The sequence below is a fragment of the Sorangium sp. So ce185 genome (genome assembly GCF_051526825.1).
Classification (GTDB): Bacteria; Myxococcota_A; Polyangia; order Polyangiales; family Polyangiaceae; genus Sorangium; species Sorangium cellulosum_D.
The window spans coordinates 3,921,584-3,944,871 of sequence record NZ_CP150316.1 but is presented as its reverse complement, the minus strand read 5'-3'; the positions used below and the strand labels follow the sequence as shown (position 1 = coordinate 3,944,871).

Annotated in this window: 15 protein-coding genes; 6 read left to right on the top strand and 9 right to left on the bottom strand. The window is 71.2% G+C overall.

Going from position 1 to position 23,288, the window contains the following annotated elements:
* Positions 1 to 23: 23 nt before the first annotated feature.
* The 3 genes from WMF26_RS14655 to WMF26_RS14645 form a co-directional block, all read right to left on the bottom strand.
* Complete coding sequence (locus WMF26_RS14655) at positions 24 to 683, bottom strand: hypothetical protein (RefSeq protein ID WP_438000836.1); 660 nt, start codon at positions 681 to 683, stop codon at positions 24 to 26.
* A 222-nt stretch (positions 684 to 905) separates the two neighbouring features.
* The gene (locus WMF26_RS14650) at positions 906 to 2,954 is read right to left on the bottom strand and encodes a MopE-related protein (RefSeq protein ID WP_438000835.1); all 2,049 of its coding nucleotides are present in this window, start codon (positions 2,952 to 2,954) and stop codon (positions 906 to 908) included.
* A gap of 184 nt (positions 2,955 to 3,138) precedes the next feature.
* Positions 3,139 to 4,785, bottom strand: coding sequence for a hypothetical protein (locus tag WMF26_RS14645; RefSeq protein WP_438000834.1), 1,647 nt, complete (start codon positions 4,783 to 4,785; stop codon positions 3,139 to 3,141).
* A 222-nt stretch (positions 4,786 to 5,007) separates the two neighbouring features.
* Here WMF26_RS14645 and WMF26_RS14640 point away from each other — a divergent pair, with 222 nt between their 5' ends.
* Both WMF26_RS14640 and WMF26_RS14635 read left to right on the top strand, forming a co-directional pair.
* Complete coding sequence (locus WMF26_RS14640) at positions 5,008 to 6,339, top strand: porin (RefSeq protein ID WP_438000833.1); 1,332 nt, start codon at positions 5,008 to 5,010, stop codon at positions 6,337 to 6,339.
* A gap of 11 nt (positions 6,340 to 6,350) precedes the next feature.
* Positions 6,351 to 10,004, top strand: coding sequence for a PHP domain-containing protein (locus tag WMF26_RS14635; protein ID WP_438000832.1), 3,654 nt, complete (start codon positions 6,351 to 6,353; stop codon positions 10,002 to 10,004).
* A 358-nt stretch (positions 10,005 to 10,362) separates the two neighbouring features.
* Here WMF26_RS14635 and WMF26_RS14630 read toward each other — a convergent pair whose 3' ends face one another.
* Complete coding sequence (locus tag WMF26_RS14630; protein WP_438002410.1) at positions 10,363 to 12,099, bottom strand: OmpA family protein; 1,737 nt, start codon at positions 12,097 to 12,099, stop codon at positions 10,363 to 10,365.
* 1,051 nt (positions 12,100 to 13,150) lie between these two features.
* Between WMF26_RS14630 and WMF26_RS14625 the strand changes: the two genes are divergently transcribed.
* Positions 13,151 to 13,951: a formylglycine-generating enzyme family protein gene (locus WMF26_RS14625; protein ID WP_438002409.1), complete on the top strand. Its 801-nt coding sequence runs from the start codon at positions 13,151 to 13,153 to the stop codon at positions 13,949 to 13,951.
* A gap of 89 nt (positions 13,952 to 14,040) precedes the next feature.
* Here WMF26_RS14625 and WMF26_RS14620 read toward each other — a convergent pair whose 3' ends face one another.
* The 3 genes from WMF26_RS14620 to WMF26_RS14610 form a co-directional block, all read right to left on the bottom strand.
* Positions 14,041 to 15,870, bottom strand: a complete 1,830-nt coding sequence (locus tag WMF26_RS14620; RefSeq protein ID WP_438000831.1) for an IgGFc-binding protein — start codon at positions 15,868 to 15,870, stop codon at positions 14,041 to 14,043.
* Between the two features lie 308 nt (positions 15,871 to 16,178).
* A complete protein-coding gene (locus WMF26_RS14615; RefSeq protein WP_438000830.1) occupies positions 16,179 to 17,207 on the bottom strand; it encodes a cytochrome d ubiquinol oxidase subunit II in 1,029 nt (342 codons plus the stop codon).
* On the bottom strand, positions 17,197 to 18,648 hold the full coding sequence (locus WMF26_RS14610) for a cytochrome ubiquinol oxidase subunit I (RefSeq protein ID WP_438000829.1): 1,452 nt from the start codon (positions 18,646 to 18,648) through the stop codon (positions 17,197 to 17,199). Before WMF26_RS14610 ends, WMF26_RS14615 begins: the two co-directional genes overlap by 11 nt.
* 146 nt (positions 18,649 to 18,794) lie before the next feature.
* On the opposite strand from WMF26_RS14610, the gene WMF26_RS14605 reads away from it, so the two are divergent.
* The 3 genes from WMF26_RS14605 to WMF26_RS14595 are packed head-to-tail and all read left to right on the top strand — an operon-like array spanning position 18,795 to position 21,911.
* On the top strand, positions 18,795 to 20,105 hold the full coding sequence (locus WMF26_RS14605; RefSeq protein ID WP_438000828.1) for a thymidine phosphorylase: 1,311 nt from the start codon (positions 18,795 to 18,797) through the stop codon (positions 20,103 to 20,105).
* Positions 20,106 to 20,145: 40 nt separating this feature from the next.
* Entirely contained in the window at positions 20,146 to 21,156 is a 1,011-nt protein-coding gene (locus WMF26_RS14600; RefSeq protein ID WP_438000827.1) for a sensor histidine kinase, read from the top strand.
* A 50-nt stretch (positions 21,157 to 21,206) separates the two neighbouring features.
* Positions 21,207 to 21,911 (top strand): response regulator transcription factor, encoded by a 705-nt coding sequence (locus WMF26_RS14595; protein ID WP_044988231.1) that lies wholly within the window; start codon positions 21,207 to 21,209, stop codon positions 21,909 to 21,911.
* Positions 21,912 to 22,012: 101 nt separating this feature from the next.
* On the opposite strand, the gene WMF26_RS14590 is transcribed toward WMF26_RS14595, so the two are convergent.
* Both WMF26_RS14590 and WMF26_RS14585 read right to left on the bottom strand, forming a co-directional pair.
* Positions 22,013 to 22,453, bottom strand: a complete 441-nt coding sequence (locus tag WMF26_RS14590) for a hypothetical protein (protein WP_020734897.1) — start codon at positions 22,451 to 22,453, stop codon at positions 22,013 to 22,015.
* A gap of 129 nt (positions 22,454 to 22,582) precedes the next feature.
* Positions 22,583 to 23,050, bottom strand: a complete 468-nt coding sequence (locus WMF26_RS14585) for a DUF3293 domain-containing protein (protein ID WP_020734896.1) — start codon at positions 23,048 to 23,050, stop codon at positions 22,583 to 22,585.
* Positions 23,051 to 23,288 lie beyond the last annotated feature (238 nt).

The window sequence follows — 23,288 nt, the reverse complement described above, 5'->3', positions numbered from 1 at the left end:
CCCCGCCAGGCGCCGCGGGCGGCTCACCAGGGACGATCGCGCATCGTCTTCTTGTACTGCTCCTTGTAGAGGTCGTGGCACTGCTTGCAGCTCGCCTTCGCGCCGTCGATGTCGCCGGCCTTCGCCTTGGCGGCGCCGGCCTTGGAGATCGCCCCCCAGCTGCCCATGCCCGGCGGCGGCTTGCCAGCCACGTACTGGAGCGCCGCGGCGATCTTCTCGCCGTCGCCGCTCGAGGTCGCCGAGGCCATCGTGCTCTTCATCCAGGCCTGCATCGGACAGAGCTTCTGGCCCTTCGATCCGCACTCGAACTTCTTCTCGCCCGCCTGGGCAGCGCCGGTCGCCGCCGGCGCTGCGGCCGCAACGGCCGACGCCGCCGCGGTCGCCTTCGCGGCGGCCGCGGCCGTCTCCGCCTTCGCGTCCGCCGCGGCCGTCTCCGCCGGCGCGGCCGCCGCCGCAGCCGTCTCCGCCGGCGCGGCCGCCGAAGGCTCGGCCGTGGCCGCGGCCGGCGTCGCCGCCGGCGCGGCCGTCGTCGCCGCCGGGGCCGCCGGGGCCGCGCTCTCGGTCGGCTTGCCCTCGGCCACCGCCCCCGGGGTCGTCGCGTCGTTCCCCTTGCTGTCGCAGCCGAGCGTGGCGAAGGACAGGCTCGCGAGCAACAGCGCGAGCGGGGTGATCGTTCTCCTCATGCAGTCTCCTTGGTGATGAACAGAAGCGCTCCTTCGAGCGCGACCGAGGGATGCGTGCCGCGGTCCCCGGCTCGACGCGCAGTGTAAACGGGTCGCCGTCCGTCCGCTGCGTTCGCGCGCCCCCCTGACGCCGCCACCCGATGGCCCGACGCGAGATGCCGCCTCCAGAGGCGACATCCGACGACATGGACCTCTCCGCCGGTCAGACCGCGCTCGCCCCCGTCAATCGCGCGTCCCCGGCGTCGCGGCGAACGCCGACCAGCGGAAGTTGTCGAGGAGGGCGACGGAGTCGTTCCAGGGATCGTTTGTGTCCCAGATCACAAATCTCAGCTCCATGATCTCTCCCGGGACGACGTTGCCATTCATGACCAGCCAGCCGGTCCCGCCGCCGGCGCGCTCGCTCGTGCCGCACCAGCCAGGTTCGCCCTCGATCTGCGCGGGTGGCCTCGTGATGTCGAACCCCGTCCCGAGGAGCTGACCGACGCCCGTGCAGGTGGTCGTCGAGCCGGCCTTGGCGCCGCCGCCGCACCCGGTCGGCCCGTTGACGCACTGGGTGAAGAGCCCGGTATCGCCGAATGCGAGGTTCACGCCCAGCGGGTAGACCGAGCCGCCGGCGGGCGGGGGATCGTAGAACGCGAGGTTCTTGTCGTCGGGGTTCGCCGCCTCGCCCGGGAAGGGCTCGAACGTGGAGTCGAGGAGCGCGAGGAAGAAGTCGTTGAACCGGCTGCACACCCACTCCGGGTATTCGGACGAGAGGAAGAACGTCGAGACGCTGAACGAGCTCGCGTTGGTCGGCACGCGCACGCGCAGCCGCAACATCACGGGATCGTGGGCCGTCGTGCCGCCCAGCGGCTCCGGACAGCCGGGCGTGTTCGGGAGGCGCTCGCCGTTCGCCTCGAGCCAGTCCGCGGGCATGCCGCTCGACGTCCCCATGTTCTGGCCGCCCTGGAACGGGGCGAAGCTCGGCCGCGTGTTGTTCGGCGACGCCTGGGCCGCGGCCACGCCCGTCGAGAGCACCGCGAGCCGCGCGCCCCGGAGCGGCAGGATGCCGGAGCCGAAGCCCCGGCGGATCGACCGCTGGGCCGCCACGGGCGTGCCGGCGCCGTCGGCGAGGCGGAAGCTCGCCGAGATGACGCCCCACGTGCGCCGCGACGTCGTCGTGGTGGCGCAGAGATCCATCGCCTTCGCGTAGTCGAGCGCGGTCGCCGAATCGCTCGCGAGCCCCTCGTCGCAAGGCGAGGCGTTGTCGACCGCGCCGTCGCAGTCGTCGTCGATCCCGTTGTCCGCCACCTCGAAGGCGCCAGGGTTCATGAGGGACGCGGGGCCGCACGCGTCCAGCGAGGAGTCGCAGCAATCGCCCTCGCAGATCGTCCACCCGTCGCCGTCCTCATCGGGCGGGTTGTCGACCGTGCCGTCGCAGTCGTTGTCGATGCCGTCGGCGCACGCGTCGAGCTCCGGCAGCACTTGGCCGAGGCACGGCCCCCAACCGAGGCCGCTCGGCCTGCACGTGGAGACCCCAGGGGCGCAGGGACCGGCGCCCTCGGTGCCAGGCGCCCCCTGATAACACGCCCTCGCCTCGCCCGGCGTGCACGAGCAGGGCCCGCGCGCCCCCTCGTCGTGCTCGCACCCGTCCGCCGGGTCCTCGTTGCAGTCGAGGAAGCCGCCGTCGCAGGCGCTGAGCACGCAGCCGCCCGCCACGCAGGCGCTCTCGCCGTGCGCCAGATCCGGACACGCCCGACCGCACAGGCCGCAGCTCAGCGCGTCGGTCTGGAGATCCCGGCAGAGCCCGTCGCAGCACGAGGCGCCGCCGTCGCACGGGCGCGTCGGCGAGCAGCCCTGAGCGCACTCGCCCTCTCCGGTGCACAGCGTGCCAGGAGGGCAGTCGCCGTCCGCGACACAGGCAACACAGGTGTGCTCGGCCGGATCGCAGTGGAGCGGAGCAGGGCAGTCGGACTCGGATTCACATCCGGCCACGCAGCGCTTCGCCTCGGGATCGCACACCTGGCCGGCCGGACACGCGTCCGGGCCGGGGAGGCACGCGACGCAGCTGCCCGTCGCCCGGTCGCAGAGCGGAGCGCCCGGATCCGCGGAGCAGTCGGTCGGGCAATCGCCCCCGCCCTCCCCTCCGCCGCCCAGGGGAACGCCGGGAGATCCGGCGCCGGCGGCGCAGGACGGCGCCGCCGCGGACGCGAGCGCGAGCCCCGCCAGGGCGACGAGCCCTCCGGTCCAGGCCAGCGGGCGGCGACGGACAGCGCGGGTTCTTGTCGACATCGGCGAGCTGCTCCCCTCCGCGGAGGCGGCGCACCCGAGCGGCGCCCGACCGCAAGGATCGTAGGATACCCCGCCGGCGCCGCGGACGACGGCGGATCCGCGGAGATCGGCTGCGCCCCTCGACGGGCGATGACGCGCGCGGCGCGATAGGCCGAGCTCGCCGGAGGTGCGACCGAGACGGCGATCAGCGCGTGCGCTCGTACAGCGTGAACGCGCCGTCGCGCTCGATCCGGCGAAACGAGGTGTGCGCCGCGGTGAATACCGGCCTCTCCGGCCGCTCGTTGCGGAGGATCACGTAGTCGTACGCGACGCCGTGGACATCCGGCTTGAACCACTCACCGCGGTTCGACGGCGGCGCGGGGAGCCGGCGCTTCAGCTTGAAGGGGAAACCCACGTTGTGCCAGCCATCCGCGCTGAAGCCCCCGCGCATGAGCTGCACCCACGAGGAGAAGTGGTTCGTGCCCTCGATGATCAAGGCCTCGTCGGTCCGCGGGGGCAGCGACACGAAGAGGACCTCGGCGCCCGGCGGGATGCGCGCCACGATGCGGGCAAACGGCTCGAGCCGCGCGTCGAAGCTCGCGTATTTCTCCGAGAGGTGGAGCGGCAGCACGAGCGCGACCGCCGCGGCGGGGGCCATCAGCAGGCGAGCGCGGCCCCGGAGCGGCGCCGGGATGGCCAGGAATCCGAAGAAGCAGATGAGCGGCGAGAAGCGCCCGCTCACGAACCACCAGTCGAACGGGCGAGCGAGGTGCAGCGGCACGAGGAAATAACAGGCCACCATCGCGGCGCAGAGGACGAGGGAGCGGTGGTGGTGCAGCCGGCCGATCGGCGAGCTGGCGGGCGGGGCCGCGTCCAGCGCGGGGAGGAGCAGGCCGAAGCGCCGGGCCAAGCTCCAGAGCGAGAGCAGCGACGCCACCGCGAGCAGCACCCAGAAGAGCCGGGTGTCGAGCTCGCCCGACACCGAGTTGAGCGTGTACTCGGGGAACGAGCGGAGCATCTCGTGCCAGGGCACCCAGGCGCCCTGGAACCGCGGGCCGCTCCGCAGGTCGACCATGGGGCTCTCGAAGGCGACGAGCTGCCAGGCGAGGAGCGCGACGGCGGGCGCGAAGAGCGGCAGCGCGCGGGGGATGCGCGACCACCGGGGCAGATAGCAGAGCATCAGCGCGGCGACGCAGACGTAATAGCCAAAGAGGATGAGCGGATGGCTGAGGCCGCAACCGACGCTGAGCAGCGCGACGGCGGCGGCGCGCCCGGGGCTCGGCCGCTCGAGATGGGCGTCGAGCGCGACGACGCCGGCGAGCAGCAGCGCGATGCCGACGAGGAACGGCAGGAAGCCGCACGCCCACGAGAGGCTGAACGCCAGCGGGAAGGTGAGCAGCGAGAGCCAGGGGCTGCGCCGCGTCCGGTGCGCCCAGCCGAGCGCCGCCGCGGGGATCCCGAGCACGTACCCGGAGAGGACGATCCGGTTCGCGTCCTCGAGGTCGACGGCGTAGGCGAGGAGGTGCGTCAGGATGTGATAGGCGCCGTACGGGGCCGGACGAAGGCTGAGCTCGTAGAAGTCCCGGTAGCGAGTCCACGGCTCGTCGAAGTGGTGCCAGATATGAACGGCCGCGAGGTGGTTCGGCAGATCGAGCAGCGGCAGGAACCGCACGCGCCATATCGGCACGATGGCCGCGACGGCGAGGAGCGCGAAGGTCGCGACGAAGCCGCGATCGCTCGCCCAGCCAGGCCACCGCCGCGACGCGGGGGGCTCGGCCGCGACGTCGCGCCGGGGCGGCGCCGCGGCGGGCGTGAGGGCGCTGTCGGGCGGGCTCGAACCGGGCATTTCCATGAGAACGGTGGCCCTCCCCTTCCCTGCGCGCGCGGCGCGAGGTGCGGAAAGACCCGCGAGGGGCTGCGAGCCTTAGCACAGGAGGCGGCGCCGATTGCAGCGCCGCGTGTCTTCCTCTAGTTTCCCGGCCACCTCGCAGGCAGACACGGCACGCGATGACACCCACCGGCCATCCGGAGCGGCACGGGGCGCTCCACGCAGCCCTCCAGGAGACCTGAAGCCATGAGGCACCTTGCTTGCGTCGCAGGCGGCGCCGCCGTCCTGCTCGCCCTCTCCTCGCCGCGCGCGCAGGAGCCCGCGGCCGAGGCGCCCGCGGCCGAGGCGCCCGCGACCGAGGCGCCCGCCGAGGCGCAGGCGGCGAGCGGAGAGCCGGCCGGTGAGCCGGAGCGCGCCGCGCCGCCCGCCGCCAGCCCGAGCGCGCCGGTGGGCCAGCCGCCGCGGCGGGAGGCGCCGGCGCAAGGCTCGCAGGCGCCCGCGCGCGGCGACCTCCTCTCGCCGGGCTTCCGGGAGCGGATGCGCGTCGCGCTCGGGCCCCTGGAGGTCGCGCCGATCGCGCTGCTCGCGCTGCAGGCCGCGCCCTACGTGGGCGACGACGCGCTGAACCAGGCCGGGGACAGCGCCGAGCAGCCCGGCTTCCGGCTGCGCCGCGCCCGCGTCGGGCTACGCGGCGACGTCGCGGGGCTCGTCCGGTTCGCCGTCTCGACGGAGCTCGCCGGGGGCGACGAGGGGACGGCGCGCATCCACGAGGCGTGGGCCGGCGTCACGGCGGAGCGCGCGCTCGAGGTCTACGCGGGCGCGCGGACCGTGCCCTTCTCGCGCTCGGCGATGCTCGGCGCCGGCGACGGCGCGCTCACCGAACGGCCGCTCGCCGTCCGCGCGATGGCGCCGTTCACGCAGGTCGGGATCCAGGCCGAGGGGCACTTCCAGGACCGCGCCTTCAGCTACCACGCGGGCGTCTACAACGCCTTCCAGCGCGCCGATCAGTTCTACGCAGGCCACTCCGAGAGCCTCGCCCCCCTCGGCAACCGCTTCGAGGGGATCGCCTTCGCCGGCAGGCTCGCCACCGAGCCGCGAGGCCCGCTCGGCCGCACCCTCCAGGACGTCGCCCACTCGCCCTTTCGATTCGGGGTCGGCGCCGACGGCTTCTTCAGCAACGGCGGCGCACGCACGCTGTACGGCGCGAGCGCCGACGTCCTGCTGCACGCCGCGGGGCTGCACGCGCTCGGCGAGGTGCTCTGGACCGGGGCGAGCCCCAAATCGGTGCCCACCCAGCCGATCTCGCAGGTCACGTCGGTGTCGTCGCTCGCGCTCGTCTTCGAGGCAGGCTATATGGTCGTCGCCCGGAAGCTCGGCGTCTCGGGCCGGGTCGAGTGGATCGACCCCAACATCGATGTCGACGACGAGGGGGACAACCTCGCGCTCACGGGCGGCGTGAGCTACCACGCGTACGACGATCTGCTGAAAGCGCAGCTCGATTACACGCATCGTGAAGAGCTCGGCGGGCTCTCGCTGGCGAACGACGCCGTCATCCTGCAACTCCAGCTCTCGCTGTAGGAGAGATCGCTGTGCGGCGAACACACCGCTGGTTCACGAGGGTCGCGCTCCTCCCGCTCGCCGCCGCCGCGCTCGCGGCCCCCGCGCTGCCGAGCTGCGGGGGCGACCGGCTGCTCCGCGCCAAGCGGATCGAGCACCGGGCCGAGCTCGTCGGCGGCCCGGTGGCGATGGCGGACGTCGGCGACTTCCTGCTCGAGAACGACCAGATCCGCGTGGCCATCCTCGGCGGGCGGGACTCGCCCGGGCCGGGGATCTTCGGCGGCGCCATCGTCGACGTCGATCGGCGCCGCGGCCGGATCGGCGAGGAGGGCGGACAGGGGCGAGATCGGTTCGCTGAGATGTTCTCGCTCGCCAACCTGATCGTGCCCGACCCGACGGCGACCGACGTCTCGGTGCTCGCCGACGGCTCGGACGGCGCCGAGGCCGGGATCCGCGTCGAGGGAGACGGGGAGTTCCTGTTCGAGGCGATAGGCCTGCTCCGGGCGCAGGAGGACCTGCTCGGCCTCTTCTTCCCCAACGTCCGCTCGAGGATCCGCTTCCGGACAGACTACCTCCTTCGCCCGGGCGATCGGTTCGTGACGGTGCGCACGGTGCTCCTGCTCGACGACAAGCCGCCGCCCGGCTGCGAGGCCCCGAGGAGCTGCGAGCCGTGCCCGGACGGGTACCAGCAGGACCCGGGCGGCTGCCTGACCTGCGCGTGCAGCGACGTCCTGCCGCTCGACAACGCCACGGCCCCCGTCTCGGTGCTCGGCGGCGTCCTCGGGGATCCCGCGGACCAGGCGCAGGAGGAGGCGGCGCGCCGCGCCGGCATCGTCGCCGGAGACTTCGTGTTCTTCGGCAACCAGAACGACGTCTTCGCGCCCGGCGCCGGCTTCGACGAGGACACGGCGGTCCAGGACGCCTGGAACGCCGGGCGGAACTCGTTCTCGGAGCCGCTCACGTTCGATTTCGTGGCCGCGGCGGGCGGGGACGTCAGCTACGGCTACTTCACCAGGGCGCAGGAGGGCGCGGCGCCGTCCGTGGTCAACGTGCCCCTCTTCGCGAGCGCGGCGACGGCGTTCGTGTCCGCCAGCCGATCGTGCCTGTTCAGCGAGGGGGACGACGCGGCGTGCGACGCGCACCGCGCGTTCAGCTACGAGCGCTACCTCGCCGTGGGCGACGGCGACATCGCGAGCGTGACCGACGTGATGCACCGGCTCCGCGGGACCGAGACGGGCACGGTCCACGGCCACGTGCTGTGGGAGAGCACGCTGGAGGCCGCGCCGAACGCGCGGGTGTTCGTCTTCTCCGACCCGGATCCGTCGCGGCCCTTCGGCTCGCTCGACGAGCTCGTGGCGGCCAACCGGGAGGCGCGCGGCGACGTGGGCCTCATCAACGAGATCGACGCGGATGTCGGCCTCGATCCGTCCGAGGACGGCGATTTCCGCGGCGCCTTGCCGCCCGGCAGCTACGTGCTCGTCGCGCGGAACGCCGCGGGGACGGCGACGTCGGCGCCGGTCCGGGTGCGCCTCGGGGCCGGCGAGCAGGTCGCGGTGTCGCCGCGCCTGCCCACGCCGGCGACGGTGCGCTACCGCGTCGCGGACGAGGCCGGCCAGCGGATACCGGCCAAGCTCGCCTTCATCTCGCTCGACGACGCGGGGCGGCGGCTCCCGGGCGACGGCCGGCGCAGGGTCTACCTCGGCGACGGCCGGCTCGGGAACGGCAACCGCGCCATCGAGGTCACGGCCACGGGCGAAGGAGAGGTCGAGATCGAGCCGGGGCGATACCAGATCACGGTGTCGCGAGGCATCGAGTACGGGATCTACGTGGAGCGCGACGTGACGCTCGCGCCGGGGCGCGCGCTCCAGCTCGACGCCACGCTCGTGCGCGAGGTCGACACGAGCGGGTGGATGTCGGCCGACATGCACCTCCACTCCAGGCCGAGCTTCGACAGCGGCATGCCCGTGCCGCGGCGGGTCGCCATGGTGGCGGCCGAGGGCGTGGAGCTCGCGGTGTCGACCGACCACGACGTCGAGACGGACTACCAGCCGACCGCGCGCGCGCTCGGGCTCGCGCCCCACCTCGCCACCGCGATCGGGGCGGAGATCACGACGCTGGAGCAGGGGCATTTCATCGGCTTCCCGCTCAAGTACGACGAGCTCGACGTCCCGACCCACGGCGCGCACGACTGGACGTGCGAGCCCGGCGGGACGATCCTCGACGCCATCCGCGCCTCGGGCGACGGCACCGTGGAGCCGCTGACGATCGTCGCCCACCCGCGCGACGGCTTCTTCGGCTACATCGAGCAGCTCGGCGTCGACACCTACACGATGGACCGGACGCCGACGTTCCTCGAGGAGAACAACCCGGTGTTCCGGACGGCGAGCTGCGCGTTCGACGCGATGGAGGTCATCAACGGCAAGCGGTTCGATCTGGTGCGCACGCCGAGCGTGGCCGAGGTCGTCGACTGGAATCGCTGCCTCGCGCGGCTGAACGCCGCCCAGGGCGAAGGCGAGATCGAGGCGGCGTGCCCCGAGGTGGCGGGCTGGCTGCGCGCGCCTTGCGCGGCCCCCGGCGGGTCGGCGCCGGCGGCGGGCGGCGCCTCCGGCTCGCCCTCGGGCGCGGCGGTCGCGCTGGCCATCGCCGACTGCAAGCGCCGCGCGCGCACCGAGCTCGCGTGGGCGCTCACGAAGCGGATCCTCGCGCGAACGCCCGACGAGCAGGAGAAGAACTGGGGCTTCCCCGGCACGAGCCCCGACAGCCAGGAGCTCTGCGGGCCCGCCGCGCTCGGCGACGCGCCCGTCGCCGCGGAGGCGCGCGACGAGCCCTGCACGTTCCGGGCGGGCCAGGTGGACGACTACTTCCGTTACCTCGAGCGGGGGTTCTTGCCGGCGCAGATCGCCAGCAGCGACGGCCACGACGCCTCGAAGGAGCCGGGCTTCCCGCGGACTTATTTCCGCAGCGCGACCGACTCCCCGGCGGCGCTCGAGACGCCGGCCGCGGTCGAGAGCCTGCGGGGCGCGCACGCCTTCGCGACGTACGGCCCCTTCATCCGGGCGACGATCGGCGGCAAGACCTACGGCGAGGTGGCGGGGGCGAGCGCCGGCAAGCCGCTCGAGCTCCTCTTCGATGTCCAGACGGCGAGCTGGTTCGGCGTCGATCGGGTGGAGATCTACCTGAACGGCAGGATGATCCGCCTGCTGGAGCCGGAGATGCCGCCGAGCGCGCTCGTGGACGTGCGCGGCAAGGTCACCTTCACGGTGCCGGAGCGCGACTCCTGGGTGGTGATCATCGCCATGGGCCTCGAGGACAGGAACCTCATGAGCCCTGTCTCCCTCGACGTCCCGTTCGGGGAGATCCAGCTCTCGCGGCTGGCGAGCGACGGGTTCGGGAGGATCCCCGCGATCAGCGCCCTGTTCGCGCCCACGCCGACGGTGCCCGACTGGTCGCCGGTCCCGCCTTATGCCGTGACCAACCCGATCTACATCGATGTCGACGGCAACGGTCGCTACGACGCTCCGCTGCCGAGGCCCGACTTCTGCTCTCGCCCGTGCGATCCGGCGGTCCTCGATCCGGAGCAGTGCCCGGCGGCGCAGGATTGCCTGCTCGAAGAGCAGGTCTGCGGCTTCCCGATCCCCGGCAAGTGCGACCATCGCCGCCCGGCGCTCGGGCATCACGACGACTGAGCGCCGCGGCGGGCCGCGCTCAACCGCGCGCGAGCGCAGCCGTCGCGCGAGCGCAGCCGGCCTGCGAGCGCGGCCATCTCGCGAGCACGGCCGTCCCGCGAGCGCGGCCGGCCCGCGAGCGCGGCCATCCCGCGAGCGCGGCCGTCCCGCGAGCGCGGCCGTCGCGCGAGCGCGGTCGTCTCGCGAGCGCGGCCGTCGCGCGAGCGCGGCCGTCTCGCGAGCGCAGCGCCCGGCGCGCGAACGCGCGGCCGGCGAGGCCCTTCGGATCGCGGAGAGGGCGCCGGCGCGCACGTGGCGAGGCACGCGCGCGCCGGCGCCGGCGGATCTCGGCGTGGATCCGGCCGGCCCGGGCGGGAGCCTACCGGCCCTCGATCGACTGTGACTTGATGTGGAACTCGACGCGCCGGTTGCGCTGCCGGCCTTCCGGCGTGTCGTTGGCCACGAGCGGCCGGCGGGAGCCGTAGCCCACGGAGGTGAGCCGCTCCGCCTGGATGCCCTTGTTGATCAGGTAGACCCTGACCGCGATGGCCCGGTTGTGCGCGAGCCGGTCGTTGTAGTCGATCGTGCCCTGGTTGTCGGTGTGCCCTTCGATGCTGAGCAGCTTGATCTCCGGGTTCGCCTTGAGCAGCCGCACGACCTCGTCGAGGATCGGATAGCTCTGCGGGAGGATCCTGGAGCTGTCGAACTCGAACTCGACCTGCTTCATGATCTCGATCTCGGCGGAGCCGGTGATCCTGCGGATGTAGTACGGGCAGCCGTTCTTCTCGGGCTCGTCGACGACGACCTGCCCCGGCTCCTTCGGGCACTTGTCCTCGGCGTCGGGGATGCCGTCCTGGTCCGCGTCCTCCTCGGGGCAGCCGTCGCGGTCGTCGATGCCGTCCTTGTCCTCGGGATCGTCGGGGCACCTGTCGACGACGTCGGGGATGCCGTCGCCGTCGCGATCGGGCATGTCCGGGCAGCCGTCGGCCGGCTTCGGCTGCTTGCCGTCCTCGGGGTCCTCCGGGCAGAGGTCGATGACGTCGGGGTAGCCGTCGCCGTCGGTGTCCTTCTCCTGCTCGATGACGTAGTTGAAGCCGGGCGACCGGGTGCCCGAGTCGGCGATGCTGAACGAGTAGCCGACGACGGCGACGCCCCGGAAATCCGGGGCGTAGCCGCCGCTCATCCGGGTGCCCACGCCGGCGCCCGCGTAGAGCGCCTTGTCCTTGGTGAGGGCCATCCGGCCGTTCAGCTGCCACTCGATGGGGGAAGCGTCGAGCTCGCCGAGCGTCTCCTCGCGGAGGCCGAACGAGCCGAAGATCTCGGCCCCGACGCGGACCGTGTCGTCGACCAGCGGGACGTAGCCGCCGACGCCGTAGGTGAGCTCGGTGCCGACGCGGAGCTCGTGGAGCCGCACGGGCGGCCGGATCGCGACGCCGGTGTTGAGGGTGACGAAGAAGTCCTTGAAGTCGTATTCGGCGCCGAGGCCGAACGCGCTGCTCACGGTCCGGTCGCCGCCGAAGGAGTAGACGTTGCCGACGGGCACGAAGACCGCGGCCGTGAGTCCCAGACGGAAGCGCCGCTCGTCGAGCTCGAGCGCGACGAGGCGCGCGTCGAGCCGGAGGTCCATCGGGGTGGCGGTCTTCAGGTTGACGCACTGGTCCAGGCCGAGGGTCCGGTCGGGGTGGCAGGTCTGGTTGCCGTCCTGGAACACGACGATCGGGAACGAGGCCTGGAGGGCGCCGCGGCCGAGGATCTCGACGCCGGCGCTCAGGTAGGTGATGAGCTGCGAGGTGACGGGCCCGTCGCCTTCGAGCTGCTCCTCGACGGCGAGGTCGTCAACGTAGTTGTCGTTGCGGAGCGGGTGGACCGAGGCGCCGAGCCCGAGCTGCCCGAAGAGGCGCGTCTTTTCACCCATGTGGGGGCGCCAGACCCCGATCCCGTCGTCGGGGGCGCCGGCCATCCTGAGGCGATCGAGGTAGAAGGTCCGGTCCTGCGCGCGCGCGGTGGAGGGCGCAAGCGCGACGAGGGCCGGTGCGGCCAGGGCGGCTGCGGTCAGCGCGCAGCGAAGGCGCGACGGGCGTCGCGGCTTACCGCCCGGCAGGTTTCTTCGATCCATCACGGTGAGCTGTCCTCCAAGCAACGCTCGAAAAACGAGGTTGACGCGGGCGTTCCGCCGCATGCGGGCCGGCGTCCGGGCGGGAGATTACTCGGCCCGGGGGAGGATGTCTCCTGGGTCGAACCAGGAGGTGCGAGGAGCCCCGGGGGCCGGGGCGGCTGTGTCCGGGGCGCGCGGGGCGGGTGGGGCCTCCTGGCGGGTCGCGGCACGCGGAGCGCGGCGCCGGTCGCGAGGGTGAAAGGACGATGCACAGCCACGCAGAGCGCTGCTGATCGCGACACCGCCGGGGCAGCGTCGCTGCTGCTGCTTCGACTTGACGAAGGGAGGCGATGTACTTCAGACGGGCGGTCGCGGCGGAGACGGCGGCGCTAGTGATGGTCCACAGGGACGCACACTCCCATGTCTGAGCCGACCGATGCTATTGGTTGAGGTGGGACACCCGACCGAGGCTACGCAGCGCCTGCGCGGCAGCTTCGGCCACCGAGAGCAAGCTCTCAACCTCAACGCGAAACATACCGCGCCAACTTCACCAAAGCCGATGTTCACACAAGCGCAATCGAAGGCCAAGGCGCGTCTAGCAACGACGCGACCATTGCTGATTTCTCTTGCGTCAGGCCTGGCTACCGCTGGATGTGGTCTAGTCCTCGGGCTTGATGAGTTCGAGGACGCTCCCGGCGCCGGCATCGGCGGCAGCAGCGCGAGCTCCGCAGCAGGAGAAGCTCCATGCAGTGATGGCGAGCGAGACTGCGTGGGTGACGTGCCGCGACAGTGCGCCTCGCAAGAGTGGGTCGTTCAACGGCCGTGCAGCGGAGAGCAGCCGGAGTGTTCACGAGGTCACTGCGTGGAGTGTCGCGAAGGAGAGCGCGGCTGCAGCGGTCGCACGCCGCGCCAGTGCGTCGAGGCGTCCTGGAGAGACGAGACGCCGTGCGCAGCGCCGTTCCCTGGATGTCGGCTCGGCGCCTGTGTCGCGCCCAGCTGCCAAGGGTCGGGGCCAGGTGCGGGAACCGACTGCGGACGCAGCCCAGGCGTCGACTGCTGCGGCACCGCGAGCATTCCCGGAGGGACCTTCGATCGTCTCAATGCTCCCATGTACCCGGCAACCGTCAGCGGGTTCCAGCTAGACATCTACGAGATCACCGTTGGACGTTTCCGCGCATTCGTGGAGGCAGGGAAAGGCACTCGAGCAGATCCACCGGTCTCCGGCGCAGGCGCGCATCCCAAAATTCGAGAAAGTGGTTGGAGCTCAAACTGGAACAGCGAACTAGCCGCAGACGAATCAGCTTTGAAAGTGGCGCTCAGATGCGAATACTCGCACTGGACGGACTTTCCGGAGCAGAACGAGCGCCATCCCATGACATGCATGACATGGTTTGAAGCGTTCGCCTTCTGCATATGGGATGGCGGGCGGCTACCCACCGAGGCGGAATGGAACTATGCGGCCGCAGGGGGCGCAGAGCAGAGGTTGTACCCCTGGGGAGAGTCAATCGATGCGTCTAGGGCAGCTTACAACTGCCTCGGAGACGGGGACCATGCAGCGGAATGCAGCATACAGGACTTCCTGCCCGTGGGGTCAAAATCTCCGGATGGCGATGCCAAGTGGGGCATGGCTGACATGTCGGGCAACGCAGGAGAGCTGGTATTGGATGTTAGCCAGCTAGGGCTTCCGAATCCGTGCAACGATTGTGCTCAACTTGAAGGCAACACGGCGAACCGTGTGGTCCGCGGGGGTACGGCGTGGACCAGCGGGCTCTACGTTGCTACCGACGCTCAATCAGCGGAAAATCCGCGCAACAGGAACGGCTTCGTCGGCGCACGCTGCGCGAGAGATTTCCCAGCCGATGCTGCTCCATGAAACGGATCGCATGAGCTGCCCCCGAGGTCGGTGGTCGATCGCCGGCCCCGAGGAGGCTCATTCGTGCTGGTTCGCTCGTCGAACAACCCCTAATTGGCCGTGGGGGGTATCTCGACCTCATTGATGGGCAGGAACCCCGCACCGGCAGGATAAGCGTAGGAGACGCGATAATTCTGCTGGATCGCGCCCCATCCCCAGACCGTGACGCCGAACGGAAGGTCGCTCCGCATCTCGTGTCGGCCGTTGGCGCAATCGCCCACCGATTCGAAGCGCCCCGTCGTGAGATCGACGATGGTGTACTCGTAATCGCCAATCGGCTCCCACCCGCTGAGCTTGCCGGCGCAGTCCAGCTCCACGTCAGCGAACTCACCATTCAACTTCGAGCGGGTGCGAACGACGACGAGGCTCGTCTCAGGATAGGTCGGGTCCGTAAAGAACACATAGTAATCCAGAAACTGAGACGGCGGAACCACATTCACCCAATCGGGATCTCCGATGAACATGTACGGGTCCCCGCTGGTCATGTACTGACCAACATAGAAAGGGTTATTCACCCCCTGGCTCCTGACGACAAAGGGCTCGCCCGTATCAAACTCAACCACTTCGCCGAGGTTGATGGTATCCGGCGCGCCGTTCGGTTTGGACGGCTCCCAGATGAGCTCCGTATTGTCGACCATCCCGACGATGCGCCAAGGCGGCGACTCTTCGAGCTCAGTGACGCGATTTTTGTAGCGAACCGCCACGTACTCGCTACCAGTAGCCCTGACAGGGGCGATTTGCTGTTGCCCTGAGTCACAGTCGCCACCGTTACTCGGGACGACCATACAAGCATGAGCTCCAAACACGCCAATGGGCTTGGTCGACTGGATGGGGCTCCCGGTCAACTCCTCAGACTGGGTAATCTGCAGGAATTCACCAGCGTTCAGCGTGTAAGTCTTCGCCTCGTTGCTGGTCGCTGGCTCGACGTTGGTGCCTGCTTCGATGTCCACCTTCGGCAGGATGGTCACGTCGGTTTCATCCTGATGGGCGACGATGGCCAGCGAGGGATTGGCTCCAGGAAAATCGGGGGACTCCGATGACGAGTAGCCATTGATGGCAACGTAGTTGGTATGCCAGGCGCTCGTCGGCAGGAGCAACGTCGCGGATGTCATGGCGGCCTGCCCCCCGCCGTAGGGGAGCATCTGGTAAGCTACGACCGGATAGTCCGTCGTAATATGGAATGCCGTCCCGCGGCCGGTTCCCGCTACGCCAGTTTCCAGATCCAGCGCGCCGGTCTTGGGGCAATCCACAACGCTCGAACCGGGAGACCGTCGCGAAAGGAAGAGGACAGCGACCTCACCGACACCAAGCCCAGTCTCCGGGTTGTAGGGATTATACTGAATATCCTGAATAGATCCCTGCCCGACCGGAATATAGGCAAACTTCTCTACCGGAAGCGGCTGTCCCCCGCGTTCGACATTGATACGAACCGGCAGCTCCCACGTATTCGCAACGATCGCAGCAAAACACGCGCCCTGCGTCGTCGGCCGGAGCGCCGTCTTCAGCGCCCAGTAGTCGCACCCGTACGAGCTCTTCGACTTCTCCGCCGCCTCGCACGGGTTCGGCTCGCACTTCGCGTTGACGCACCCGAACTCGGGCCCGCACTCCTCGATCGTCACGCCGTTGCAGCTGATGACCTTCTTCAGATCATTGGAACACGTGTACTCGCACTGCCCCCCCTGACCGAAGGTCCCCGTGCTCCCCCCCTCGCCGCCCTGGCCGCCCTGGCCGCCGGTGCCCGACCCGCCGGGCCCCGAGCCGCTGCCGGTGAGCTCTCCACGGTACGAGTCAGAGCACCCGGCGAACGAGCCCGTCACACCGGCTGTCGCTGCAAAAAAACCCACAATCGCGTGTCGACGGTATCTAGCTATGTTCGCCATCTCCACAGGGCTCCTTCCCCCACAAGCATCCTGAAAAACTTCGCGACTGCGAGCCTAACACGGTTCGCCCGCCCTGGGGAGGCCCGCGAAAGCGCTGGCGATTTTTCAGCGGCCTCATGAGAGAGGGCTCTGGCTTTCAGGAATGCAATGCGCGCCTGACCTCGCACCACCGCCCTCTAGCGCCAGGACGGACAGAGAGGCCCTGTTCCGCTCACCGACCTCCCACCTCTCGCCTCTCCATGGGTAGGACGAGGTGGTCCGGCCAATTCGACTCCCGCGACTTCCGCGTACCTCGCTGCTACTCCCACTCAATGAGCGTCATCGCTGTCCGACGCGGCCCCCGCCCGGCCGCTGCCGAAGACGCGGAAGAGCACGTACAGCGAGGGGAACAGCAGCACGAATCCGACGCCGAGGACCCAGACAAGCAATCGTAACGTCCTCGGGTTTGCCGCCGCCCCGGCGAGCGTCACGTCCGGCACCACCAGGTACGGGTACTGCGAGGCAGCCCAGCCCAGCAGGATCAGCGTGACCTGCGCCGCCGCCGCGAAGCGCGCCAGACGGAAGCGGCGCGTCCACAGCCCGAAGAACGCCGCCGTGGCCGCAATGCCCGTCGCGACGTGGAGCGGCCACGTGATCGGATGGTCCGTCAGCCCCTCTCGGATGAGCGGAGCGCCCTCGAACGAGGCCCCAAAGGACGCGAGCGCGAGCGCCGCGACCACGCAGCCCGAGACGAGCGCGCGGATACGGAAATCGTCGACGAGCGCGGGCTCCGTCGCCTCGTTGGTCAGGTAGACCGCCGCGAGGAACCCGAAGAGCGAGAGCGCGAACAGCCCGACCATGAACGGAAACAGCGAGAGCCACGGCGCGAAGAAGCCGCTCGTCACCACCCCGGACGCCACCCGGATCCGCCCCGACGCCACCGCGCCGACGATCATGCCGAGCAGCACCGGCGCGATCACGCTCGCCAGCGAGAAGAGCAGCCCCCAGCGCTTCTGCCGCTCATCGCGCCGCGAGTCGTAGCTGCGGAAGCTGAACGCCGAGCCGCGGAACACGACGCCGACGAGGAACAGCGTGAGGGGGACGTGCAGCGCGACCGAGATCGCCGCGAACGCCGGAGGAAACGCGGTGAAGAGCAGCACCACGACAAGGATGAGCCACACGTGGTTGGCCTCCCAGATCGGGCCCATGACCCGCTCGATGAGCGCGCGCTGCTCCTGCTTGCGCGGGCCGGAGGCGAGCAGATCCCAGACGCCGCCGCCGAAATCCGCCCCGCCGAGCAGCGCGTACAGCACGAGCGCCGCCACCATCACCCCGCCGAGGAGCCACTCAACGACCATCGGCCGCGCCTCCCCCGAGCGCGCGCAGCCGGCCGCCGCCCGCCGCCCCGAGCGCGCGCGGCTCGCCGCCGCCCGCCGCCCCGCCCTCGTACGGCCCACCGCCGCCCGCCGCCCCGCCCCCCGGCGGCGCGACGTCTCCCGTCACCGCCAGCGGCGCCGCGCGGAGCTGGCGGACGAGCAGGTAGGTCACCACGACGCCGAGGAAGACGTAGAGCGCCGTGAAGGTCCAGAACGGCGCCTCGAGGTGCGGGAACGGGGTCACCGCGTCGCGCGTGCGCATCGCGCCCCGCACGATCCACGGCTGGCGGCCGAACTCCGTCACCAGCCAGCCGGCCTCCATCGCCACGATGCCGAGCGGGCTCGCGAGGACCACCGCCCAGAGGAACGGGCGCTGATCCGGGATCCCCCGGCGGCGCCACGCGAGCGCCGCCGCGACCAGCGCGAGCAGCGCCATCGCGGAGCCCGCGCCGACCATCACCTGGAACGAGAGGTGCGTCGCCGTCACCGGCGGCCACTCGTCGCGCGGGACCGCGTCGAGCCCCGGCACCACCGCGTCGGGATCGGCGTGCAGGAGCATCGACAGGCCCCCCGGGATCTCGAGCGCGTAGTCGACCTCGCCCCGCTCCACGTCGGGCAGGCCGCCGACGAGCAGCGGCGCGCGGGCCGAGGTCTCGAAGTGCGCCTCCATCGCCGCGAGCTTGGCGGGCTGACCCTCGCCGACCTCGACCGCCGCGAAATGGCCGACGAACGGCTGCGCCAGCGCCGTCACCCCGGCGACCGCGAGCGTCACCGCGAACGCCTTGCGGAACAGCGGGCTCTTCGGGTGCCGCAGGAGCACGAGCGCGTGGATCCCCGTCATCACGAACGCCGTCGCCTGATAGCACGCGAGGATGCCGTGCAGCGTCTCGTGCTTCCACGGCGGGCTGAACATCGCCGCCACCGGGTCGATGTCGGCCGGGCGGCCCCCCACCATCGTGAACCCGGCGGGGTCGTTCATGCACGCGTTCACCAGGATCACGAAGAACGCCGAGAGCGCGCCGCTCAGCGCCACCAGCGCGCCCGAGAGCAGGTGCAGCTTCGGCGGGAGCTTGCCCCGGCCGTAGAGGTAGATGCCGAGGAAGATCGCCTCCGTGAAGAACGCGAACCCCTCGAGCGAGAACGGAAGCCCGATCACCTCGCCGAACGTCCCCATGAAGCTCGGCCACAGGAGCCCGAGCTCGAACGAGAGCACCGTCCCCGAGACCGCGCCCACCGCGAACAGGATCGCCGTCCCCTTCGCCATGCGCTTCGAGAACTCGAGGTAGTCCGGATCGTCCGTCCGGTGCCAGAGCGCGTCCGCGATGACCATGATCAGCGGCAGCGCCACCCCGGCGGCCGCGAAGATCATGTGAAATGCCAGCGAAAGGCCCATCTGGGCCCGTGCGTAGAGGAGGCTGTCCATGAGGCCCCGTACGGCTCCCTTCTCCGGTGCGACCGCGACCGGCGCCGCGTCCGCTCTCCCGCGGCGGCGGCCCGCGCGCTCCCGGCGACCATAGGGATGCGCGCGCCGGGGACAAATAGGGTCGAACGCGGCTAAGCTCCAGGGCGATGCAGACCCTTGTCGAGCTCGTCGCGAGGAAGCGCGACGGCGGGCGGCTGTCCGAGGACGAGATCGCGCGGCTCGTCCGCGCCCACGGCGACGGCGAGCTCGCCGACTACCAGATGAGCGCGCTGCTCATGGCCGTCTTCTTCCGCGGCATGGACGACGCGGAGACCGTCGCGCTCACCCGCGCGATGCTCCACTCGGGCGACGTCCTCGACCTGTCCGACGTGCCCGGACGGAAGGTCGACAAGCACTCCACCGGCGGCGTCGGCGACAAGGTCTCGATCTGCCTCGCCCCCCTCGTCGCCGCGTGCGGCGTCCCCGTGCCGATGGTGTCCGGCCGCGGCCTCGGCCACACGGGCGGCACGCTCGACAAGCTCGAGGCCATCCCGGGGTTCGACGTGGCGCTCGACGCCGCGACCTTCGCGCGCGTCGTCCGCGAGGTCGGGACGTGCATGATCGGGCAGACCGCGCGGATCGCGCCGGCGGACAAGCGCATCTACGCGCTGCGCGACGTGACGGCCACGGTCGAGTCGATCCCGCTCATCGTCGCGAGCATCCTCTCGAAGAAGCTCGCCGAGGGCATCGACGCGCTCGTGCTCGACGTCAAGGTCGGGCGGGGCGCGTTCATGAAGACCCTGGACGACGCCCGCGCGCTCGGGACCGCGCTCGTGCGCGTCGGGACCGCGGCCGGAAAGCGCGTCTCCGCGCTGCTCACCGACATGAGCGCCCCGCTCGGGCGCGCCGTCGGCAACGCCATCGAGACCCGCGAGGCGATCGAGGTGCTGCACGGCCGCGGGCCGGGCGACCTCGTCGCCTGCACGCTCGCCCTCGGGGAGGAGATGCTGATCGCCGGCGGCGCCGCGGCGAGCGCGGCCGAGGCGCGGCCGAAGCTCGAGGCCGCCATCGCGAGCGGCGCCGCGGCCGAGGTCCTCGCGCGGATGATCGCGGCGCAGAAGGGCGATCCGGCCGTGGTGAACGACCCCGGCCGGCTGCCCGGCGCCCCAGTCGTCGTCGACGTCGCGGCCGAGGGCGAGGGGTACGTCGTCGCCGTCGATCCGCTGGAGATCGGGCTCTCCGCGGTCGCGCTCGGCGCCGGGCGGACGCGCGCCGACCAGCGCGTGGACCCCGCCGTGGGCATCGAGCTCGCCGCCGCGCGCGGCGATCGCGTGGACCGCGGGGCCCCCCTCGCCCGCATCCACGCCCGCCGGGCCGACGACGCCCGCGCCGCGGCCGCTCGCGTCCGCGCCGCCTTCCAGCTCGGCCCAGCGCCCGCCGAGGCGCCCGCGCTCGTGCTCGAGCGCATCGAAGCGTAGGCCGCTCGCGGCCGCCGCGCCGCCCCACTAAGCTCCCGGCATGCGGACCCCGCGGCGCGACCTCACCACGCTCGGCTACCGGCGGATCATCCAGCTCCTCGTCTACCTGGTCATCGTCCCCGGCGTGCTCCTGTCGGGCGTCGGCTTCCTCCTCCTCGTGCTCGGCGAGGCCCAGTACAACCTCATCATGGGGATCCTGGTCCTCACGTTCTGCGGGACGCTCGCGACCGGGGTCATCCTCGTCTGGGTCTTCCTCCGGCGCGAGCGCAACCTGTCCGAGCTCCAGGCGGATTTCGTGTCCAAGGTCTCGCACGAGCTGCGCACGCCGCTCACGTCGATCCGGATGTTCACCGAGACGCTCAAGCTCCGGCGCGGCGACACGCACAGCGAGGATCGCTGCATCGACGCCCTCACCAAGGAGAGCGCCCGGCTCCAGCAGCTCATCGACCGGCTGCTCGACTGGGGGCGGATGGAGAGCGGCCGGCGCGTCTACGAGCTCTCGGAGCAGGACCTCGGGGTGGTCATCCACGAGGCGATCCACGCCTTCGAGCCGACCCGCGAGAAGCGCAGCGTCGAGCTCGACGTCTCCGTCGACGCGAGCCTCCCGCCCGTGCTCTGCGATCGCAGCGCGCTCGTCGACGCGATCGTGAACCTGCTCTCGAACGCCTACAAGTACGGCGGTCAGCCGAGGAAGATCAGCGTCTCCGCCGATGTCCGCAGCCGGTCGGCGCTGATCACCGTCCGCGACAACGGCAAGGGTATCGCCCGCAAGGAGCACAAGCGGATCTTCGAGAAGTTCTACCGGGTCGACGACCTCCTCGCCCGCCAGCAGGAAGGCTCGGGGCTCGGGCTGTCGATCGTCAAGCACGTCATCCGGGCGCACGGGGGCCGGATCCTCGTCGACAGCGAGCCCGGGAAGGGCAGCACCTTCACGCTCGTGCTCCCGCTCCGGGGCTCGTCCAGAGCGACCGCCGCGGCGCGGCGGCCGGCGGGCGCCAAGGCGTCCCCCGAGGCGGCGGATCGCGGCGTCAGGGCGGACGCGTCGCCGTAGACGCGGCCGCCTCCGGTCCGGACATGAACATGCTAGAGGACGTGCTCAGCATGACCCGGAACCCTCAGGCACCGGCCCGGACCGTCCTGCTCGTCGAGGACGATCCCAGCATCGCTATGGGTCTCGAGATGAACCTCACCGCCGAGGGCTACCGCGTCGAGGTGGCCGAGGACGGCGAGCGCGGGCTCGCGCTCGCCCGCGCCGGCGGGATCGACCTCATCATCATCGACGTGATGCTCCCGCGCCTGAACGGCTTCGAGCTCCTGCGCATCCTCCGGAACGAGCGGCGCACCCTGCCCGTGATCATGCTGTCCGCGCGCGGCGCCGAGATGGACAAGGTGATGGGCCTCGAGCTCGGCGCCGAGGACTACATCACGAAGCCGTTCAGCCTGGCCGAGCTGCTCGCCCGCGTGAAGGCGGTGCTCCGGCGCGACGCGATCGCGCGCGCGGACGGGGCGCAGCTGCGCGCCGGCGACATCGTGATCAACGCGGCGACGCGCGAGGTCCGCCGCGGCGAGGCGCTGATCGAGCTCACGGCGACCGAGTTCGACGTCCTGCTCTGCCTCGCCGAGGCCGGCGGCCGCGTGCTGTCCAGGGAGCAGATCCAGGCCAAGGTGTGGGGCCCGACGCACCACGGCACCCCGCGCACCATCGACAACTTCATCCTCCAGCTCCGCAACAAGCTGGAGGACAACGCGACCGCGCCGCGCCACATCCTGACCGTGCGCGGCGTCGGCTACCGCTTCGTCCCCTGATCGCAGGCCTCGCCGGCCGCGTCGCGCCGACGAAGGCGCGCGCCCTCGTCGCCGCGCGCGCGCCCTCGTCGGCGCGAGCGCCCTTCCGGGCAGAGGGCCCGTCAGGGCGCCTGACAGAACTTGTTGATGTTGTCGACCAGCGGGTCTTCCTGCTTGATCGCCTTCTCGATCGCGGCCTGGGCGGTGTTGCTCTTCTCGGCGTCGTTCGCGTCCGCCGCGGTCGCGAGATCGCGCGCCGCCTTGGCGACGTCCTTCGCCATGGCCTGGTACTCGCCCGAGAACTTCTGCAGCTCCGGGGTGGTCAGCTTCACCTGCGCCGCGTCGGCCGCCACCTTGTCCATCGCATCGGCCATCGCCTTCAGCTCGCTCGACCCGCCCTGATCGGCGCCGGTCTTGGTGCCCTTCTCGATGCTCTGGACGCCCTTGTTGATGACCTCGATGAGCGCGTTGCACTCCGAGACCTTGTTCTGGCCGCAGCCGCCAGCGCCGGCGACGAGCCCGAGCGCGGCGACGAGCGCTGCGAGGGTGACCTGGGTGCGCATTCTGCTGTGTCTCCTCATGTGGTGAGCGAGGCCGGTCCGCCCATCCCTAAACGCCACGGCATGAACCCACATTTTGCGGGTATGTTTCAACATGGAATCGGCGTACCGCGTCCGCGGGCGCCGCGCGGGTCACGCTCGAACCCGCCAGTTGCCCTGGAAAGTTCGGCCGATGTCGTCGGCTGTGGGATCCGTGATGATGAGCTCCGGCCGGCCGCCTTGCGCGAACACGATCGTGTTCTGCCGGAAGACGCGGCCGAAGGCGATCGCCTCGTCGCGGTCCATGCCGTGGACGAGCCAGGCCGGCTCGCGCCAGATGCCCTCCGGCTCCGCCTCGGATCCGACGCACGGCTCGACCCGGTAGCACCCGAGGATCAAGAGATCGCGGAGGACGTGGTGGCGCTGATCGTTGACCCGGCGGGGGATGAGCATCGAGCGCGGGTTGTAGGCGGTGAGCACGGCGAACTTGCGGGTCAGGAGCTCGGGGAGCCCGGCCTGATCCTGGACGATCTCGCCGTCGAGCGAGACGCGCAGCGTCCCCGCCGCCGTGGGGAACTCATAGATGGTCGAGAAGTACGACCGGAGGAGCGTCTGATCCATCGTGAAGCGGTGGGTGTGAGGGGGCCGCGGCGCTCGGCGCACCGGGTGCGTCGCCTTGCAGAGGGGCCCGTGGCGTGAGCGCCCGGGCCGCCGGGCGCGACGGCGGAGGGTTACCAGAGACGCGCGGCTCTGGCTACTCGCCGGCGTCCCGCGCCGCCGGCGGCGCGCGGGAGCCGGCGCGCGCTTCCCCTGCCCCGCCCGGTGCGCTAAGCGTTCCGCGCGATCGCCCGGCCCGCCC

Excerpts from the sequence above, each read along its gene's own strand:
- WMF26_RS14655 (WP_438000836.1), bottom strand. The coding sequence starts at position 683 with ATGAGGAGAACGATCACCCCGCTCGCGCTGTTGCTCGCGAGCCTGTCC.
- WMF26_RS14650 (WP_438000835.1), bottom strand. The coding sequence starts at position 2,954 with ATGTCGACAAGAACCCGCGCTGTCCGTCGCCGCCCGCTGGCCTGGACC.
- WMF26_RS14645 (WP_438000834.1), bottom strand. The coding sequence starts at position 4,785 with ATGGAAATGCCCGGTTCGAGCCCGCCCGACAGCGCCCTCACGCCCGCC.
- WMF26_RS14640 (WP_438000833.1), top strand. The coding sequence starts at position 5,008 with ATGAGGCACCTTGCTTGCGTCGCAGGCGGCGCCGCCGTCCTGCTCGCC.
- WMF26_RS14630 (WP_438002410.1), bottom strand. The coding sequence starts at position 12,099 with ATGGATCGAAGAAACCTGCCGGGCGGTAAGCCGCGACGCCCGTCGCGC.
- WMF26_RS14620 (WP_438000831.1), bottom strand. The coding sequence starts at position 15,870 with ATGGCGAACATAGCTAGATACCGTCGACACGCGATTGTGGGTTTTTTT.
- WMF26_RS14615 (WP_438000830.1), bottom strand. The coding sequence starts at position 17,207 with ATGGTCGTTGAGTGGCTCCTCGGCGGGGTGATGGTGGCGGCGCTCGTG.
- WMF26_RS14610 (WP_438000829.1), bottom strand. The coding sequence starts at position 18,648 with ATGGACAGCCTCCTCTACGCACGGGCCCAGATGGGCCTTTCGCTGGCA.
- WMF26_RS14605 (WP_438000828.1), top strand. The coding sequence starts at position 18,795 with ATGCAGACCCTTGTCGAGCTCGTCGCGAGGAAGCGCGACGGCGGGCGG.
- WMF26_RS14600 (WP_438000827.1), top strand. The coding sequence starts at position 20,146 with ATGCGGACCCCGCGGCGCGACCTCACCACGCTCGGCTACCGGCGGATC.
- WMF26_RS14595 (WP_044988231.1), top strand. The coding sequence starts at position 21,207 with ATGACCCGGAACCCTCAGGCACCGGCCCGGACCGTCCTGCTCGTCGAG.
- WMF26_RS14590 (WP_020734897.1), bottom strand. The coding sequence starts at position 22,453 with ATGCGCACCCAGGTCACCCTCGCAGCGCTCGTCGCCGCGCTCGGGCTC.
- WMF26_RS14585 (WP_020734896.1), bottom strand. The coding sequence starts at position 23,050 with ATGGATCAGACGCTCCTCCGGTCGTACTTCTCGACCATCTATGAGTTC.